This is a genomic window from Flavobacterium cupreum (assembly GCF_003996965.1).
GTDB lineage: Bacteria > Bacteroidota > Bacteroidia > Flavobacteriales > Flavobacteriaceae > Flavobacterium > Flavobacterium cupreum.
In genome coordinates this window covers 73,753-89,374 of record NZ_QWDM01000016.1, presented here as the reverse complement: position 1 = coordinate 89,374, position 15,622 = coordinate 73,753, and the positions used below count along the sequence as shown (strand labels likewise).

Genomic DNA, 15,622 nt, shown 5'->3' with positions numbered 1-15,622 from the left:
TCGTTATTGTTTGATAATTTTAATAGATTTTTGAGAACCATTGCTGTAGTAAAGCGCTACGATATAGATTCCTCCGGAGTAATTTTGAAAAGGGATGTTCAGCTCATGGACACCTGAGCCGACGGAATAGGTTCCCAAAACCTGACCTAAAAAAGAAAAAACCTGAACAGAGGTCACCTCATTATGGTCCTGCTGTTGCCATGTCAGGTACAATGTTTCTTTAACGGGATTCGGATAATAAGAAATAAGCTCTTCCGACGAAAGCGGTACTATCTTTTCCTCTACCAAAGCCCCGGCTTCTTTTGTCTGATCGCTTTTGCCCGTTGCTGAGGAACATTTTAAACACAAATACCTTTTTGTCTGATTGCCGGCAGCATCATATTCGAATACAATTTTAGGGGTTTGTGCATGAGAGAGTAAGCAAACGAGGAATGCCAAAAGCAGTAATTCTTTTTTCATATGTAAGATTTATTTTTAAAAAAAGTATTTAACTGTACGAAATAAGCTTAAAAATAAAAATGACGCAATACCCACTTGCCGTGATTTTTTCATGCTACCGGAAACTGGGTATTTTTGAACAAACAGGTTAGTAAAAGTTGATAGAAGTCAATAAAAGCAATGTTTTGCTTTTATTTTTTGAAGAGATTCCGGCTATGGGTGTCATTTCGACAGAGGAGAATCGAGCGATAGCGAACAGACGAAGGAAACGCATTCGGGTATTCGCCAACAGTGCGTGATCAGTATGCGTGTGAAATCAAAATAAAAATCCATTTTCACACAACTTCTGTGGGAAACTGAAAAATAAAACCAACTTTCACACAACTTCTGTGTGAAAACCAAAATAAAAATCCACTTTCACACACTTTCTGTGAGAAACTGAAAAATAAAACCAACTTTCCCACAGCAATAAAATGCAAGCCAAAAAAAAGCCCCGTACGTACGGGGCTTGTGTGGTATTTTTGAAAATTGGATTTCTACTCCTTTACTGCTACAGCCAGGAAGGCTTCCTGAATTTGCTCGTCTGTAAACGGAGACAACGTCTCTGCCAGATTTCTGCTGGTTCTGATACAGCTTAGCATTTTTTGTCGGAGCTCCTGATCATTGCCGAATTCGGTTTCGAGCATTAACTCGAAAATTTCCTGCAGGTACAAAGGCTGTTCTTTAAAATCTCCCTCAAACCAAAGGTCGGAAAGGAAATGGACTACGGACGGCACCACCTCCTGGTGTGATGCTTTTTGATTTTCTTTTTGCATAATAGAAAATATTAGATACACAAATACCTCACTTTAGGTGTGCAAAACATTCATAGGAATGATTTAGGACAGTTTCCCGTTCCTTCACCGTGGCGAGGTATTCGCTTATGTTAACTTTAAAAAAGTTCAGGATTTCTCCTATGATTGTTTTGCGAAGTAAAGATATACTTTTTTTAATTAAAAATAGGTATTTACTTACAAATAAATTATTCAATATTCAAGAAGAGGACAAAAGTATAAAAATGATAATAGAATGAGAAAATTATTAATGATTATTAGTACTTCCACATCATTGAGTAGGGAATTTTTCACGCCAGAATGCTGTGATTTCTGTTTATAATGATCAATTTCAAATCATTGAAATTAAAATTTATCTACAAAATACTGTATTTTTTTTACTTTTAAATTAAATCTTCCATTGAAATATTAGATAAATTTTCTTCAGATTTTAAAAGTAATTTATCAATATTGTCATCAATAAAAGTAAAATCTTTTTGATCAACTAATTTTTCTATCCATTTTGGTCTTGAAACTGAGAAACCATCGTTGTAAATAGCCATATTTATAAAATTCCAAATATTTGAATTAACACCATTTGATTCAAAATTCGGCTGAATTATAATAGCTTTCATTATTTCATTTTCAACCCAATCAATTCTTCGTTCTTCAAATGTTCTTAATGATTCTGGATAATTAGGTCTATCCTTAGTCAACCTTGCATTAAGTTTATTTGCTAAATCAACCAACTTTGAATCTATATTTTTGAATCTACTCATTTTTACGCGTTTTATATAAAGAGGTTTTATCGACTATTTTACTTGTGCTCTGCGAAGTCTTTAACTTCGTAGCGACAATTATAATCAACAAATATAAACGAAATGTCAATAATTGGAACGGGTACGAAGTCGGGAGACTTCTCACTGCACAGGTAAAATATATCTAATAAGAATTAACCGGAAAGAATTTTTCTTTAGAAAAATAAATATCCAAATTGTGCTGCCTTAAAAGAATTTTGTTGAGAGGAAGAATTGAAGACAACGACTTAGAAGAGCTGCTTTATTTCTTCATTAAAAGTTTCTCTACTAAACTTGCTATTAATTGATTATCATTTTTGTCTACCTTAAATTTTTCAATTTCAACCGTACTTTCATCTTTTTTTAAGATAAAATTCCTTTCAGTTTTTATAAGTTCTGATAAACAAAGTCTAATCATTTTAAGATCTTCTTGAAACAAAGCTGTTTTTAGCGTAATAAGCTTAAAATCTATGTTAGTTTTTTCATTATTAAAATATTTAATTTCGAGTAGATTTGATTTGTAAAGTTTTAAGAAGAAAAAAGCAAAAATTTCAATAAAAATTACTAACGATATTCGAGGAATATAGTGTGACAATAAATTTACAGTTTCTGTAAAATTAACTTCTGAAAAGAAAACTTCATATGTTAATGAAAAAATAGCAATTGTAGTAGATAACGAACCTATTACCAAGTTAATATTTGCGCTCTTTCTTAACCTAATTAGTTCATCATTTATACGATATGAAGTCTTTTCAAATTCATTAAACAAATTATCAAGTCTTGAACTTTTTACTGCATTTTCAGTAAAAGATTTTTCGATTTTATTTTGGATATAATCTTTATTAAAAATTTTATTTATAATATTATTTATCGAATTGTCAATACTCTTATCATCATCCAAAACTCCTGTCTTTTTTTTGAATTTCTGCAATTCTAACTTTAATTCTTCAAGCTGAATCAGTAAATAATTATTTATCTCTGAATAACTTCCTCTTGTAGATGTATAATCATTCTGAAGATAATTTAATAAAACAATAGCAATTCCTGTAATTATTGAAAAAAGTCCGAGAATAGTAGAATATATATTTTCAATATTAGTTAATAATCTAATGGATATATATGCTATTATCCCCAAAGTCATTAAAGTTAAGCCAACTATCTTTCTCCTCTGCTTAATTTTATAATTTCTATATATTATTTTTTCGTCAATATATCTTTGTTCATCAAGTTTAGATTGCCTAATCTCATCCATATAATCAAAATATTCATCTCTCATAAATTTAATTCTTATTTATATTGTTTTGCTTCTGACAAATTTAATTAGTCATTTATATGTATAATTCTAAATAACACTGCTAAACTCCTTATTACACTTAGAAACATCAGCAATGACATACTAACAATTGTTCTAAACAGAAAGTCATTCTTTAAATTTTCTTTACATATCCAAACAATATAAGCAACTATGAAAACAAAAACTAATTCTTTAATTGACCCAACAAACACCTTGACAATACTTTTATAATTCCCATTTGAAAAAAAAAGTTCTAAAGGATTTTTAGCTGCTTCTGGAGCTTTATTTGTAATATTTGATCTCATTGCAGCAATAATGGTTAATGCTGCTAAAATAAATCCAGCTAGAGAGATTGAAGCAGATATAATATCAGATATAATTGATATGTTATCCTCCTTTGAATTAATAATAAAACTAATCAGACTAAAATTACTATTACAAATCCAAACTATACAAACTAATAAAGCATCTAAAAAAAGAGCTCCATTCACATAATAATCTAAAAACTTATCTTTCATTTAAAATTTAATTTACCAAGTTCTAGCAACATCTTTTGAAACATATCTTCTGAAATTATTGTTTTTTGCTTTTTCTTTTTCTGAACTTTAATTGGACTATAAATTTTGTCTAAAAGCAAGTCAAAAGTTTCGAGAACATTATTCTTCTCCTTATCTTCCGCCCTTACTTTTAAATAATTAAATATATGTCGTTTTGAAGGTTCTTTTTGTAAATATGACATTATATTAAAAACTGATTGTTTAATTAAAGGAGTATCACTAAAAACTCTATAATCTATTTTCAAATCAATATTTGCATACTCATTTTCAAAATGATTAGTGGCTGCCGAAGCAGATTGAAAGATCTGTCCATCCATCTTTTTTAATTCCTCAATATTGTCTTTATGTACTTTCATGCTAAATTCAGATATACGATTTATCCTTTCTTTCAAAGCTTCTAAATCAGTATTAACAATAGCTGAAAAACCTACTTTATCTAAAATTCCTTGATTTACGCCTATTCTCTGTAAATAAGCTATTAAGTCAGCTATTTTTGAGCCATTATGATTATATTCTATAGCTAAAATAGTTTTTGATTTTCTAAAGTCAATTATAATATGTGTTGTTTCAACAATACCTTCAAATTCTTCGCTTTCAATTTCCTTAACAAGATCAGTGTTCATATTAATTATTTCAGGAAATAAATCTAATCTAATACATCTAACCTTTGCGTTAATGACTCCATTCTCATTGCTTATTCCTTGTATGAAAATATATTTATCTCCAAACCTTTGGTATCTTATTTTTGCTCTTGTTTTTGTTAATGTAGTAACAGAATCAAAAAAAGTATTTAAGTTATTTTTTTCTAAGAAAGAAAAACTCAATTCATAATAGTTAACATCTCTTTTAATATATGTAATATCACTCATAATTAGTTAAAATTTAATATTATATGTTTTTTTTGTAATAATCTAAAAATCAAATATCTATTTTAAGTTCTAAATTATTTTACGGAAAACCTTTTTTTTCAATAATTTAAATATTTTCATCAAAAGTATCCATTAACCATTCTAAACAACCAAGTACATATACCTGTTTATTCAACAGAAAAAATTGTTTATAGAGATATTAAAAAAAATCCAAAAATCTATGAAGATTTTCCAATCAGTATTATTTATAGGTCAAAAAAAAAAAATCTTTACGAACTTTATACCTTTGTGCACTTACATCGGAATTCTAGAATCAAACTCATCATCAGGACCAGCAGCCTCCAATGTAGATTTTTTAGAACTTCCCGAATTTAAAATATCATGAGTAGTTTTAGAATAGTTATCGGAGATTTTATCTAAAGATTTTAGAATTCTTCTCACGGCTAATAGTAAGATTACCGCACCAATAAAGATGGCCGATACACCAACATTCTCAGAAAAAAACTTTTGTCCGAATAATTCGAATTCGGTTTTGCCGGAGCTTTTTAAGGTTATCAGCCAGATGCCAAGTCCGGCAATGAGTAAGGCGAAAAAACAAACTATTATTCCGAAAATCAGGGTCGATTTGTGAAACGAATTATGCGCTTCTGTATTTATTTGCATAGCTTTAAGGTGTTTAAAATTAAATTAATAAACAATTTGTTAATCAGTATTTTACAACTTTTTATAGCGTGATCTTCAAAACGAGTAACAGCAGATTTCACGGTAAGCAAACCAACAGGGCAATAACACAAAATTATCAATAAAGGCATTCCAATACGCCCGTATTTATACCCTTTTTAGTAAAGGATAAAAACCTTTTTTTCTTAGCTTTATTTGCAAAACATTCCGATTTTAGCGTTATCAAATAAACTGCTTTTCTAAAACTTCATTTTAATGAATAAAAATATAAGTGCGCTGCACGAAATCGCCCAAAAAGAAACCCGAAAAATAATCGGTCTCATGTCCGGCACTTCACTCGACGGACTGGATATTGCGCTTTGCGAAATTTCCGGCGCGGGCGAAAACACAGCGGTAAAGATTCTCGAATTTGAAACGATCCCTTATACCGAAGACATTAAAACCGAAATCCGTAAAGTGTTTGCGAAGAAAACAGTCGATTTTCAGCACTTCGCTTTACTCAACGAATGGATCGGTCTTTTGCACGCCGGCATGGTCAACGATTGCCTCCAAAAATGGAATATCCCCGCCACCGAAGTCGACCTGATCGCTTCGCACGGGCAAACGGTTTTGCACGCCCCGAAGTTTTTGCATCAGCAGGAAAAATTCCCCAATGCAACTTTACAGATTGGCGATGGCGATCATATTGCGGTCAAAACGGGCATTATTACCCTGTCTGATTTCAGGCAAAAACATGTGGCTGCGGGTGGCGAAGGGGCACCTTTGGCGGTTTATGGCGATTATTTGTTGTTCAGCAAAAAAGGCGAAAACCGTATTATGCTCAACATGGGCGGCATTGCCAATTTCACGTATCTGCCCGCTTCCCTCGATGCCGAAGCGGTTTTTGTAACCGATACGGGCACCGCCAATACCTTGATTGATATTTACACCAAACATTATTTCCCCGAAAAAAGTTACGATAAAGATGCCGAAATTGCCTCGGGCGGAACTGTAAACGAAGAACTTTTAGCCGAATTGAAAAGCAATCCTTTCTTCCAAAAAAGCTTCCCGAAAACCATCGGTCAGGAGTTGTTTAATTTCGAATTTGTACAAAACGCGCTTACTAAAACCAATCTCACCGCTATTTCGGCACCGGATTTGCTGGCTACCTTAACACGCCTGAGTGCCGAAACGATTGCCGAAGCGATTCTGTTTGTCGTCGAAAACAGTCCGTATGCGCTGGAAGATTTCAAAATTTATATGTCGGGCGGCGGTATTCACAACCCGTTACTGGTGAAATGGCTGGCGGAATTATTGCCCAGCGAATTTCAAAAAAGCGATGATCTCGGTATCCTGAGCGACGCCAAGGAAGCGGTTTTGTTTGCCATTTTAGCCAATGAAACCGTGGCCGGAGGGGATTATAATTTCGGAAACAGCAAAGGGATTCCGTCGGTGACGATGGGTAAAATTTCGTTTCCTGATTAAAAACGAAAAGGTTTGCCACTAATTACACGAATTTGCACGAATTAAAATTGTGTATTAATTGGTGTGCAAAAAAGTTTAGCCACAGATTACAGGATTAAAAAGATTAAAAATCTGTGCGAATCATTTAATCTGTGGCAAAAAAATAATTCGCGGAAATTCGTGAAATTCGTTGCAACAAAAAACACAACTATACCGTTAAAATTATTATTTCTTAATTATTTACGATACTCATCTAAAAAAACTATTTTTGGTTTTTGTTAAAACAGATTACAATGCATAAAAAGACGCCACTACTATTCTCTATATTATTATTACTGTTTTTTGGAATGAATGTTCATTCGCAGGAAAAAGTAACACATCCTAAAACTGAATTTAGAGGGGTGTGGATCGCAACCGTAGTAAACATTGACTGGCCCAAAACAAGCACAGATAATGTCGAGAAAGAAAAAGCGGATTTTATCGATATTTTAGAGACTTACAAAAAACTACATTTCAATGCCGTAATTGTTCAGATCAGAAGTGTGGGTGATGCTTTTTACCCTTCAGAACTGGCACCGTGGTCGCGTTTCCTGACAGGAAAGGAAGGACAGACCCCTGCCCCGTCTTACGATGCGCTGGCATGGATGATTGATCAGGCGCATATGAGAGGTTTTGAATTTCATGCCTGGATGAACCCGTACCGTGCGACTTTCGATTTAAACAAAAACCTTTTGAGCCCGAATCACGACATCTTCAAACATCCGGAATGGATGATCGAATACGGCGGAAAATTATATTACGATCCTGCCTTGCCTGAAGTTCAGGAACATCTGACCAAAGTAGTCAAGGAAGTGGTGGACAAATACGATATCGATGCGATTCATTTTGATGATTACTTCTATCCGTACGCCGTACCCGGAAAAGTTTTTAATGATACGGCTTCTTTCAAAAAATACGGCTCAGGGTTAAGCCTTGCCGACTGGAGACGTGCGAATGTGAGCAATTTTGTGCACAGCATTTCGACTACCATTAAAGCGAGCAAACCGTGGGTACAATTCGGAATCAGTCCGTTTGGGGTTTGGCGCAACAAATCGGTGGATCCGAAAGGTTCCGACACGCAATCGACTGCCAACTACGACGATCTATATGCCGATCCTGTGTTATGGATGGACCAAAAATGGATCGATTATATTATGCCGCAATTGTATTGGAGCATGAATAATCCGAGGGCTTCTTATTCGAAACTCGTAAAATGGTGGGCCGAAAACTCTAACAATACCGCAGTTTATATTGGACACGCTTCGTACAAAATACGAGGTGACGGTGATAAAAGCTGGAATTTTTCGTCTGAAATCCCCACTCAGGTCGATTATGCGAGAAGTTTCAAGAAAGTAGGCGGAAGTGCTTATTTCAGTGCGAAATGGTTTATGAATAAAAATTTTGACATTGTTCGTCTGCTCGAAGAAAATCAATACAAATATCCGGCATTGCCACCGGCAGTTCCGAATTTAAAGCGCATTGTGATCGATATTCCGACCGTAACCGAATTTGCCAAAGACAGTTCCTTTTACATCTTTACGATCAAAGTACCGCTGAATACAAAAGTGCGTTATATGGTCGTGTACGGAGCCGATCATATTTCGAAAATCAATACCAACGATGCAACGCAAATAATTGACAAAATAAGAGTTAACGAAATGAATGACGCTATTACATTTTCGATCCTAACCCAAAAAATGAATGCTTATAAAGCTTGCGCTGTAACATTTATTGATTATTTTGCAAACGAAAGTACCCCAACTACGATCGACTTAAAAAAGACATTTAAAATATATTCACCTGCTCAGCCTAATGAAAACAGATAATAAACCCTGGTTTTGGATTCCGCTTTTAAATTTTGCATCCGGCTTGCCTTACGCCGTCATTATTTCCGTTTCTGTTATTATGTACAAAAACCTGGGAATTTCAAATGAAGATATCGGAGTTTATACCAGTTTATTATACCTTCCCTGGGTCATAAAACCTTTGTGGAGTCCCTTCATTGAATTGAACGGAACCAAAAGAAAATGGTTTCTTGCCATGCAATTCATTATTTCCCTTGCGTTTTTACTGGTAGGATTTAGTATTCCTTTAAATCATTTTTTTCTGCTGAGTTTAGCCATTTTTTGGGTCGCGGCCTTTGCTTCGGCTTCAAATGATGTGGCGAGTGACGGCTTTTATTTATTGGTTTTACCCAAAGAACAGCAATCTTTTTTTCTGGGAATCAGAAGTACTTTTTACCGAATGTCATTATTGGCCGGAAACGGATTGATTGTATTATTTGCAGGTTACCTGGAACATAAATACGGAGACAACACCAAAGCCTGGTCGTATACCATGATCGCTGTAGGTTTATTAATGGCTGTAATCACCGCTTATAATTTTATTTTCACTCCAAAAAGCGAAATAAATACAGTACAAACCGATAAAGAAGCACATGATAAAAGCTTCGGTTCTGTGTTTGCAAGCTTCTTTAAGAAAAAACAAATTGGACTTGTGCTGGCTTTTATTCTGGTCTTTAGACTGGGAGAATCACAATTACTAAAAATGTTAAGTCCCTTTCTGCTCGATAAAAAAGAATTTGGCGGTATGGCTCTGGATACCGAATCCGTTGGAATTATTTACGGAACTTTAGGAATTACAGCATTGACCATCGGCGGAATTTTTGGCGGAATTGCCATTTCTAAACATGGCCTTACCAAATGGATGCTCCCTATGTTTCTGGCGATGCACCTGCCTATTCTCGGATTTATCGCATTGGCTCATTTTCAACCCGAAGCACTTTTTCACCTTCATATAAACTTATACTTTTTCGAAATCAATTCGCCGCTTAATCTCTATACCTGCATTACGGTTATACTGGAGCAATTTGGATATGGCTTCGGATTTACCGGTTTTATGATGTATTTAATTTATGTTGCCGAAGGAGAATCCAAGACATCACATTACGCACTTGCAACCGGTTTTATGGCATTAGGAATGATGCTTCCGGGAATGATCAGCGGTTATATACAACAATATTTAGGCTATCAGAACTTTTTTATATGGGTTTTCATAGCCACTATTCCAGGTCTTATTTTATCACGTTTTTTAATTTTCCCGAAAGATTTTGGGAAAAAATCTGAAGAAGTTTAACCCCAAATCAAACATCTTACCTATGGAAATCAATGAGAATTTGCAGGCCGAACGAAATCTGAAAGGAGCTGAGTTCGAGAAAACAGGAAATCTTGAAAAAGCAGTTGAATTGTATGAAGAAAATGTCGCGGAAAGCTTTAAAGGAAACCATCCTTACGATAGATTGGCTACAATCTACAAAAACCAAAACGATATCGAAAACGAAATCCGGGTTTTAGAAAAAGCAATTATTGTTTTTGAAGAAATCACTCTTGAAGACCGACTCGAAGGATTGCCAAAACTCTTCCGTTTTAAAAACCGACTGGAAAAAGCGGTTCACACCCAAACCCAGCTTGCCAAACTTGCCAGACAAAAGAAAAGCAAACTCAAATAATAAAACTTTACAGCATTCGATCATGACCAGCCTGAAACGCACCAATTCTGATGATCCTGACTTTATAAATCTGGTCGCTTTATTAGACCAGTACTTAAAAATCAGGGATGGGGAAGAACATACCTTTTACAATCAGTTTAATAAAATTGACAAAATAAAACATGTTATTGTATGTTATGAAAATGACATCGCTGTAGGCTGTGGCGCTTTTAGGGAAAAACAAAGTGATACGGCTGAAATCAAACGCATGTATGTGCATCCGGAACATCGCAAAAAAGGAATTGCTTCTCAGGTTCTGGAAGCTTTGGAACTTTGGGCAGCCGAAATCAACTATACTTACACGGTTTTGGAAACCATAAAAAAACAGCCGGAAGCCATTGCACTATATCAGAAATCCGGTTATACCGTGATCCCGAATTATCCGCCTTATGAAAAAGTTGAAAACAGTGTTTGCATGAAAAAGAATTTATAATAATGAAAATGACAGCCGAAGCACTAAAACAAAAAGTAGGACAATTCTTTTTTCCCGCCGTTTTTATCAACGATACCGAAGAAAACATTCAGGAAACCGAACGCTTAATACAGGAACACCATATTGGCGGACTGACCTTTTTTCACAGCCGCGCGAGTGCCGCGACGAATTACGAAAGCAAGAAAAAAGTGGTTTTTAATGATGACAGCTACGAGAAAATCAAAGCCTTAATCATCCGTTATCAAAAATCTGCTGCTACCCCGCTTTTAATTAGCATTGATGCAGAATGGGGCCTCGCGATGCGTATCGAAAAAACACCGCAATACCCCTACGCCATCACCCTTGGTGCCTTACCTGAAAACAAATCGGATTTAGTGTATGAAGTTGGAAAACAAATTGGTTCCGACTTAAAAGCGGCCGGAATTCATTATAACCTGTCGCCTCTGGCAGATATCAACAACAATCCGAATAACCCCGTGATTGGCTATCGCTCTTTTGGTGAAAACAAAGAAAAAGTAGCCGATTTTGCCGTGGCGTATTTAAAAGGATTGTCTGATTCTGGAATTTTAGGCTGCCTGAAACACTTTCCCGGACACGGAAACACTAATGTAGATTCGCATTTGGGATTGCCGGTTTTAAACGAAAGTTTAGAAGAACTGTTAGACAACGAATTGTATCCTTTTATTAAAGGAATCGAAAATAAGGTCGACTCGATTATGATCGGGCATCTGGCTGTTCCGAGCTTAAATAACGGAAAAGATACTTCGGCAACGTTGTCAAAACCTATTATCGAAACCCTTTTACGCGAACAATTAGGCTACGACGGACTGGTTATTTCTGATGCACTCAACATGCACAGTGTTTCGAAATTGTATGCAACAAATGGCGAACTCGAATGGGAAGCCTTCAACGCCGGAAACGATGTCTTGTGTTTTGCCGAAAATGTTCCCGAAGGAATTGAAGCAATCCTGAAAAATGCTTCTCCCGAACGTATCGAAGCCAGTTACAACAGGATCATGAAATGCAAGGAAAAAGTGGGTATCCTGTCCGGTAAGGAATTTACATCAGGAGAACTGGATTTTAAAAAGACTGCTGCCTTAAACTTGGAAATTGCCCAAAATACACTTACTGAAATTATTGACAACTCCAATACAGCAGTAGCTTTCGAAGCACAGCAAAACAAGCAATTAGCCAAACTGAGTTTATACAAAGGTGTTGCCAATACATTCTTCAAAACCTTAAATTCTAAACTAAATTCTCCGGAAATTGCTTTTGAAAACTTAGAAGACTCCAGTATTCCGGACATTAAAAAAGCGCTGGAAAACTTCGAAACCATTATCATTTCGTTATTTGTTCCGAAGGCGAAACCCATGAACAATTTCGAAATACATACTGAAGTTTTGGATTTACTTTCACAGCTGCTGCAAACCAAAAAATGTATCGTTTATGTTTTCGGAAATCCGTACGTTTTACCTGTGATCCCGAATCTTAAAAAGGCTTCAGGACTCGTACAGGCCTATCAGGATTTTGAAGAATTTCAAAAAGTGGCAGGAATTCAATTTCTTAAAAATGGGAATTACAACGGAACTCTTCCTGTAAATATTGACATTCAGTAACTTACAAAAAACTCAATTCTAAGTATAACAAAAAGTTATTACTAAATAAATATTAATAATTACATCTTATTGTAAACAGCCTTACTTATATCCTACTTTTGCACCAAATAAATTTTTAACTTAAAACGAAAAATATGTCTTTAGTAGGAAAAAAATTCCCAAGTATTGCAGTAGATGCTATCTCAGAAATGGGTGACAACTTAAAAATCAATATTTTTGAAGAAGCAGTAAACAACAACAAAAAAGTACTTTTATTTTGGTACCCAAAAGATTTTACTTTTGTATGTCCAACTGAATTACACGCCTTCCAAGCTGCATTGCCAGAATTTGAAAAAAGAAATACGATCGTAATCGGAGCTTCATGTGATACTAACGAAGTGCATTTTGCATGGTTAAACACTCCAAAAAACAACGGTGGAATCGAAGGTGTTACTTACCCAATCCTTGCTGATACTAACCGTAACTTATCTAACATTTTAGGAATTTTAGATATCGAATCTACAGAATACAGCGAAGAAACTGATTCAGTAATTGTTGAAGGTTCAAACGTAACTTTCAGAGCTACTTACCTAATTGACGAAACTGGAAAAATCTTCCACGAAAGCGTTAACGATATGCCATTAGGACGTAACGTAAACGAATATTTACGTATGGTTGATGCGTATACGCACATCCAGGAAAAAGGAGAAGTTTGTCCTGCAAACTGGGAAGCCGGTAAAGAAGCGATGAGCGCAGACAGAATCAGTACTGCTGAGTATTTGAGCGCTAATTAAGAAAAATAAATTCCAAATTTTTAAAAATTCCAAATTCCAATTTTGGGATTTGGAATTCTTTCTCAAAATCAATAATATTTCAAAATTTAAATTTTTAAATTCTATATCGGAAGATTTGGAATTTGGAATTTAAAATATTGGAATTTAAATTAAAAGATATGTTAATCGACTTAAACGAAGATACGTTAGCAGATTTAGTTGCTAAAAACGAAAAAGTAGTAGTACAATATTCAGCTTCATGGTGTGGAAATTGCCGTATTATGAAACCAAAATTCAAAAAATTAGCGACAGAAAATGAAGCTATCACTTTTGTTTTGGTTGACGCTGAAAATGCTCCGGAATCCAGAAAATTAGCCAATGTAAGCAACCTGCCTACTTTTGCTACTTTCGTAAACGGAAAATTGGTTGGCGAAACGCAAACCAACAAACAAGAAGTTTTAATTGATTTAGTTAACGCAATTGCTTAATCTTAGATTGTTAGACTTGCTTAGATTTTCAGACTACTTAGATTCTCTGAATCTTAGTTTCAAAATCTAGTGAAGTCCAAAAATCTAAGCAAGTCTAAGAAGTCTAAAAATCTAAGAAATCTAATTATGAAATTACCCGTAATAAAGCAATTAACGCAGTTTATCGAAGAAAACGATCAGGATTATATCATCGAAACTATTGAAGTTTTGGAGGCTATGACTGAGATTCCTTCTCTAAAAGATGAAGAATTAGATGTGATCGGTGAATTAATTTCAAATATGTATGGTGCACTTGAAGTACATAAAATGGTCGTTCAGGGCACTGACAAAAAAGAAGCCTTAAATGCGTTTATGAAACGTGTTTTGGGTTCTATCGATAAATAATCGGCCGCTCTCCTGAGAAAAAACAAAAAACATGACTAAAGAAACGCTTTCATTCCAAGGGAGCGTTTTTTTTTTTGTTTTAGTCGCGGTCGCAGTCGCAGTTTTCAGTCTCTCCCGATAGCTATGGGGATCAGTCCCGGTCTCAGTTGCAGCAGTTTTCAGTCTCGATCTCACTTATCATGACAATCTTGTCCCCCTGGCGAAGTCGAAGGGCGCACAGTAGCTCTGCAAAGATTGAAGAATTATTGGAACGGAATTTCTTATGTTCCCTCGACTTCGCTCAGGAGGACAAAAAAAAAGCTATTTGCTTTCCTTTGACTTCGCTCAGGAAGGCACAACAGATGAAATCTAAAAACAGCAACCAAAGCCTACATCGCAAAGACCAATAAACCAGGCAAAGGAAACTGTCAATCCGCTTAATCCGTGTCATCCGCGTAGCATAAAACACCAAATTACTATAAGATTCTCCCATTTTGTATAAAGAAAAATGCAACTCTTAATCTATACTTAAACCCACAACAAATACTTTTAGATTAAAATATTAATCCTTACTTTTGAGCCTCATTAAATTAAACAAAAAACATGGCTTCAATAACATTAGGCGGAAATCCGGTTCACACATCAGGCGAGTTACCAGCAGTTGGATCACAATTAGCTGATTTCAAATTAGTACAAAATGATTTATCTGTGGCTTCACTAAGCAATTTCGCAGGTAAAAAATTAGTTTTAAATATTTTTCCAAGTGTAGATACGGGAACTTGTGCTGCTTCTGTTAGAAAATTCAACGAAAGTGCCGGTAACTTAGAAAACACAACTGTTTTGTGTATTTCAAGAGATTTGCCATTTGCCCAAAAACGTTTTTGCGGCGCTGAAGGATTAGAAAATGTAGTGAACCTATCTGACTTTCAGGAAGGAAGTTTCGGTAAGGCAAACGGATTGGAAATCGTTGACGGACCTCTTGCAGGATTACATTCAAGAGCCATCATTGTGGTTGATGCTAACGGAAAAATTACGCATACCGAACAAGTTGCTGAAATTGCAAACGAACCAAATTACGAAGCAGCTTTAGCAGCACTATAATTACCCATTAAATGGCATTTCAAAAAGATAATACTTTTGTAACAGGTCGGTTAAAAAGCATGACATATGCTTTTAATGGAGCTGTTAAACTTATAAAAACAGAGCATAGCATTATGGTTCAATTTTCATTGGGAATCATAATGACTATTGCCGGGTTTTACTTTCATATTTCACAAACCGAATGGCTTTGTCAAACATTGGCAATCGGTTTAGTTTTAAGCGTTGAAGGATTGAATACAGCGGTTGAAAAAATTGCTGATTTTATTCATCCTGATTACAGCAAACGAATCGGATTTATTAAAGATATTGCTGCAGGAGCGGTATTTTTTGCCGCTATGACCGCAATCGCAATAGGTTTGATCATTTATATTCCAAAATTTGTATAGGCAATA

Annotated in this window: 18 protein-coding genes; 11 read left to right on the top strand and 7 right to left on the bottom strand. The window is 35.1% G+C overall.

Annotated elements, in window-relative coordinates:
• Window positions 1-3: 3 nt before the first annotated feature.
• The 7 genes from D0817_RS20455 to D0817_RS20425 form a co-directional block, all read right to left on the bottom strand.
• On the bottom strand, window positions 4-459 hold the full coding sequence (locus D0817_RS20455; RefSeq protein WP_127340216.1) for a T9SS type A sorting domain-containing protein: 456 nt from the start codon (window positions 457-459) through the stop codon (window positions 4-6).
• A 515-nt stretch (window positions 460-974) separates the two neighbouring features.
• Complete coding sequence (locus D0817_RS20450; RefSeq protein WP_127340215.1) at window positions 975-1,253, bottom strand: hypothetical protein; 279 nt, start codon at window positions 1,251-1,253, stop codon at window positions 975-977.
• A 401-nt stretch (window positions 1,254-1,654) separates the two neighbouring features.
• Window positions 1,655-2,029 (bottom strand): hypothetical protein, encoded by a 375-nt coding sequence (locus D0817_RS20445; RefSeq protein ID WP_127340214.1) that lies wholly within the window; start codon window positions 2,027-2,029, stop codon window positions 1,655-1,657.
• A 280-nt stretch (window positions 2,030-2,309) separates the two neighbouring features.
• Window positions 2,310-3,323 (bottom strand): hypothetical protein, encoded by a 1,014-nt coding sequence (locus D0817_RS20440; RefSeq protein ID WP_127340213.1) that lies wholly within the window; start codon window positions 3,321-3,323, stop codon window positions 2,310-2,312.
• Between the two features lie 44 nt (window positions 3,324-3,367).
• Window positions 3,368-3,859: a hypothetical protein gene (locus D0817_RS20435; RefSeq protein ID WP_127340212.1), complete on the bottom strand. Its 492-nt coding sequence runs from the start codon at window positions 3,857-3,859 to the stop codon at window positions 3,368-3,370.
• Complete coding sequence (locus D0817_RS20430) at window positions 3,856-4,767, bottom strand: hypothetical protein (protein ID WP_127340211.1); 912 nt, start codon at window positions 4,765-4,767, stop codon at window positions 3,856-3,858. The genes D0817_RS20435 and D0817_RS20430 overlap by 4 nt, the downstream gene beginning before the upstream one ends.
• A gap of 294 nt (window positions 4,768-5,061) precedes the next feature.
• A complete protein-coding gene (locus tag D0817_RS20425; protein WP_127340210.1) occupies window positions 5,062-5,430 on the bottom strand; it encodes a hypothetical protein in 369 nt (122 codons plus the stop codon).
• A 273-nt stretch (window positions 5,431-5,703) separates the two neighbouring features.
• Here D0817_RS20425 and D0817_RS20420 point away from each other — a divergent pair, with 273 nt between their 5' ends.
• The 11 genes from D0817_RS20420 (at window position 5,704) to D0817_RS20370 (ending at window position 15,616) form a co-directional block, all read left to right on the top strand.
• Complete coding sequence (locus tag D0817_RS20420) at window positions 5,704-6,912, top strand: anhydro-N-acetylmuramic acid kinase (protein ID WP_127340209.1); 1,209 nt, start codon at window positions 5,704-5,706, stop codon at window positions 6,910-6,912.
• Between the two features lie 272 nt (window positions 6,913-7,184).
• The gene (locus D0817_RS20415) at window positions 7,185-8,756 is read left to right on the top strand and encodes a glycoside hydrolase family 10-like protein (RefSeq protein ID WP_127340208.1); all 1,572 of its coding nucleotides are present in this window, start codon (window positions 7,185-7,187) and stop codon (window positions 8,754-8,756) included.
• Window positions 8,743-10,065, top strand: coding sequence for an MFS transporter (locus tag D0817_RS20410; protein WP_127340207.1), 1,323 nt, complete (start codon window positions 8,743-8,745; stop codon window positions 10,063-10,065). Before D0817_RS20415 ends, D0817_RS20410 begins: the two co-directional genes overlap by 14 nt.
• 22 nt (window positions 10,066-10,087) lie before the next feature.
• Window positions 10,088-10,438, top strand: coding sequence for a hypothetical protein (locus D0817_RS20405; RefSeq protein ID WP_127340206.1), 351 nt, complete (start codon window positions 10,088-10,090; stop codon window positions 10,436-10,438).
• On the top strand, window positions 10,407-10,910 hold the full coding sequence (locus D0817_RS20400; RefSeq protein ID WP_438590677.1) for a GNAT family N-acetyltransferase: 504 nt from the start codon (window positions 10,407-10,409) through the stop codon (window positions 10,908-10,910). The genes D0817_RS20405 and D0817_RS20400 overlap by 32 nt, the downstream gene beginning before the upstream one ends.
• A gap of 2 nt (window positions 10,911-10,912) precedes the next feature.
• Window positions 10,913-12,526 (top strand): glycoside hydrolase family 3 protein, encoded by a 1,614-nt coding sequence (locus tag D0817_RS20395; RefSeq protein ID WP_127340204.1) that lies wholly within the window; start codon window positions 10,913-10,915, stop codon window positions 12,524-12,526.
• A gap of 134 nt (window positions 12,527-12,660) precedes the next feature.
• Window positions 12,661-13,299 (top strand): peroxiredoxin, encoded by a 639-nt coding sequence (locus D0817_RS20390; RefSeq protein ID WP_127340203.1) that lies wholly within the window; start codon window positions 12,661-12,663, stop codon window positions 13,297-13,299.
• A 158-nt stretch (window positions 13,300-13,457) separates the two neighbouring features.
• Window positions 13,458-13,766: a thioredoxin family protein gene (locus D0817_RS20385; protein ID WP_072964537.1), complete on the top strand. Its 309-nt coding sequence runs from the start codon at window positions 13,458-13,460 to the stop codon at window positions 13,764-13,766.
• A gap of 126 nt (window positions 13,767-13,892) precedes the next feature.
• Window positions 13,893-14,150, top strand: coding sequence for a DUF6952 family protein (locus D0817_RS20380; RefSeq protein ID WP_017495510.1), 258 nt, complete (start codon window positions 13,893-13,895; stop codon window positions 14,148-14,150).
• A gap of 582 nt (window positions 14,151-14,732) precedes the next feature.
• Entirely contained in the window at window positions 14,733-15,230 is a 498-nt protein-coding gene (gene tpx / locus D0817_RS20375) for a thiol peroxidase (RefSeq protein ID WP_127340202.1), read from the top strand.
• Window positions 15,231-15,241: 11 nt separating this feature from the next.
• A complete protein-coding gene (locus tag D0817_RS20370) occupies window positions 15,242-15,616 on the top strand; it encodes a diacylglycerol kinase (RefSeq protein ID WP_127340201.1) in 375 nt (124 codons plus the stop codon).
• Window positions 15,617-15,622: the final 6 nt, after the last annotated feature.

Coding starts and splice junctions, on each gene's coding strand:
- D0817_RS20415 (WP_127340208.1), top strand. CDS start 7,185: ATGCATAAAAAGACGCCACTACTATTCTCTATATTATTATTACTGTTT.
- D0817_RS20370 (WP_127340201.1), top strand. CDS start 15,242: ATGGCATTTCAAAAAGATAATACTTTTGTAACAGGTCGGTTAAAAAGC.
- D0817_RS20405 (WP_127340206.1), top strand. CDS start 10,088: ATGGAAATCAATGAGAATTTGCAGGCCGAACGAAATCTGAAAGGAGCT.
- D0817_RS20440 (WP_127340213.1), bottom strand. CDS start 3,323: ATGAGAGATGAATATTTTGATTATATGGATGAGATTAGGCAATCTAAA.
- D0817_RS20455 (WP_127340216.1), bottom strand. CDS start 459: ATGAAAAAAGAATTACTGCTTTTGGCATTCCTCGTTTGCTTACTCTCT.
- D0817_RS20430 (WP_127340211.1), bottom strand. CDS start 4,767: ATGAGTGATATTACATATATTAAAAGAGATGTTAACTATTATGAATTG.
- D0817_RS20395 (WP_127340204.1), top strand. CDS start 10,913: ATGAAAATGACAGCCGAAGCACTAAAACAAAAAGTAGGACAATTCTTT.
- D0817_RS20390 (WP_127340203.1), top strand. CDS start 12,661: ATGTCTTTAGTAGGAAAAAAATTCCCAAGTATTGCAGTAGATGCTATC.
- D0817_RS20420 (WP_127340209.1), top strand. CDS start 5,704: ATGAATAAAAATATAAGTGCGCTGCACGAAATCGCCCAAAAAGAAACC.
- D0817_RS20425 (WP_127340210.1), bottom strand. CDS start 5,430: ATGCAAATAAATACAGAAGCGCATAATTCGTTTCACAAATCGACCCTG.
- D0817_RS20435 (WP_127340212.1), bottom strand. CDS start 3,859: ATGAAAGATAAGTTTTTAGATTATTATGTGAATGGAGCTCTTTTTTTA.
- D0817_RS20380 (WP_017495510.1), top strand. CDS start 13,893: ATGAAATTACCCGTAATAAAGCAATTAACGCAGTTTATCGAAGAAAAC.
- D0817_RS20445 (WP_127340214.1), bottom strand. CDS start 2,029: ATGAGTAGATTCAAAAATATAGATTCAAAGTTGGTTGATTTAGCAAAT.
- D0817_RS20385 (WP_072964537.1), top strand. CDS start 13,458: ATGTTAATCGACTTAAACGAAGATACGTTAGCAGATTTAGTTGCTAAA.
- tpx (WP_127340202.1), top strand. CDS start 14,733: ATGGCTTCAATAACATTAGGCGGAAATCCGGTTCACACATCAGGCGAG.
- D0817_RS20410 (WP_127340207.1), top strand. CDS start 8,743: ATGAAAACAGATAATAAACCCTGGTTTTGGATTCCGCTTTTAAATTTT.
- D0817_RS20450 (WP_127340215.1), bottom strand. CDS start 1,253: ATGCAAAAAGAAAATCAAAAAGCATCACACCAGGAGGTGGTGCCGTCC.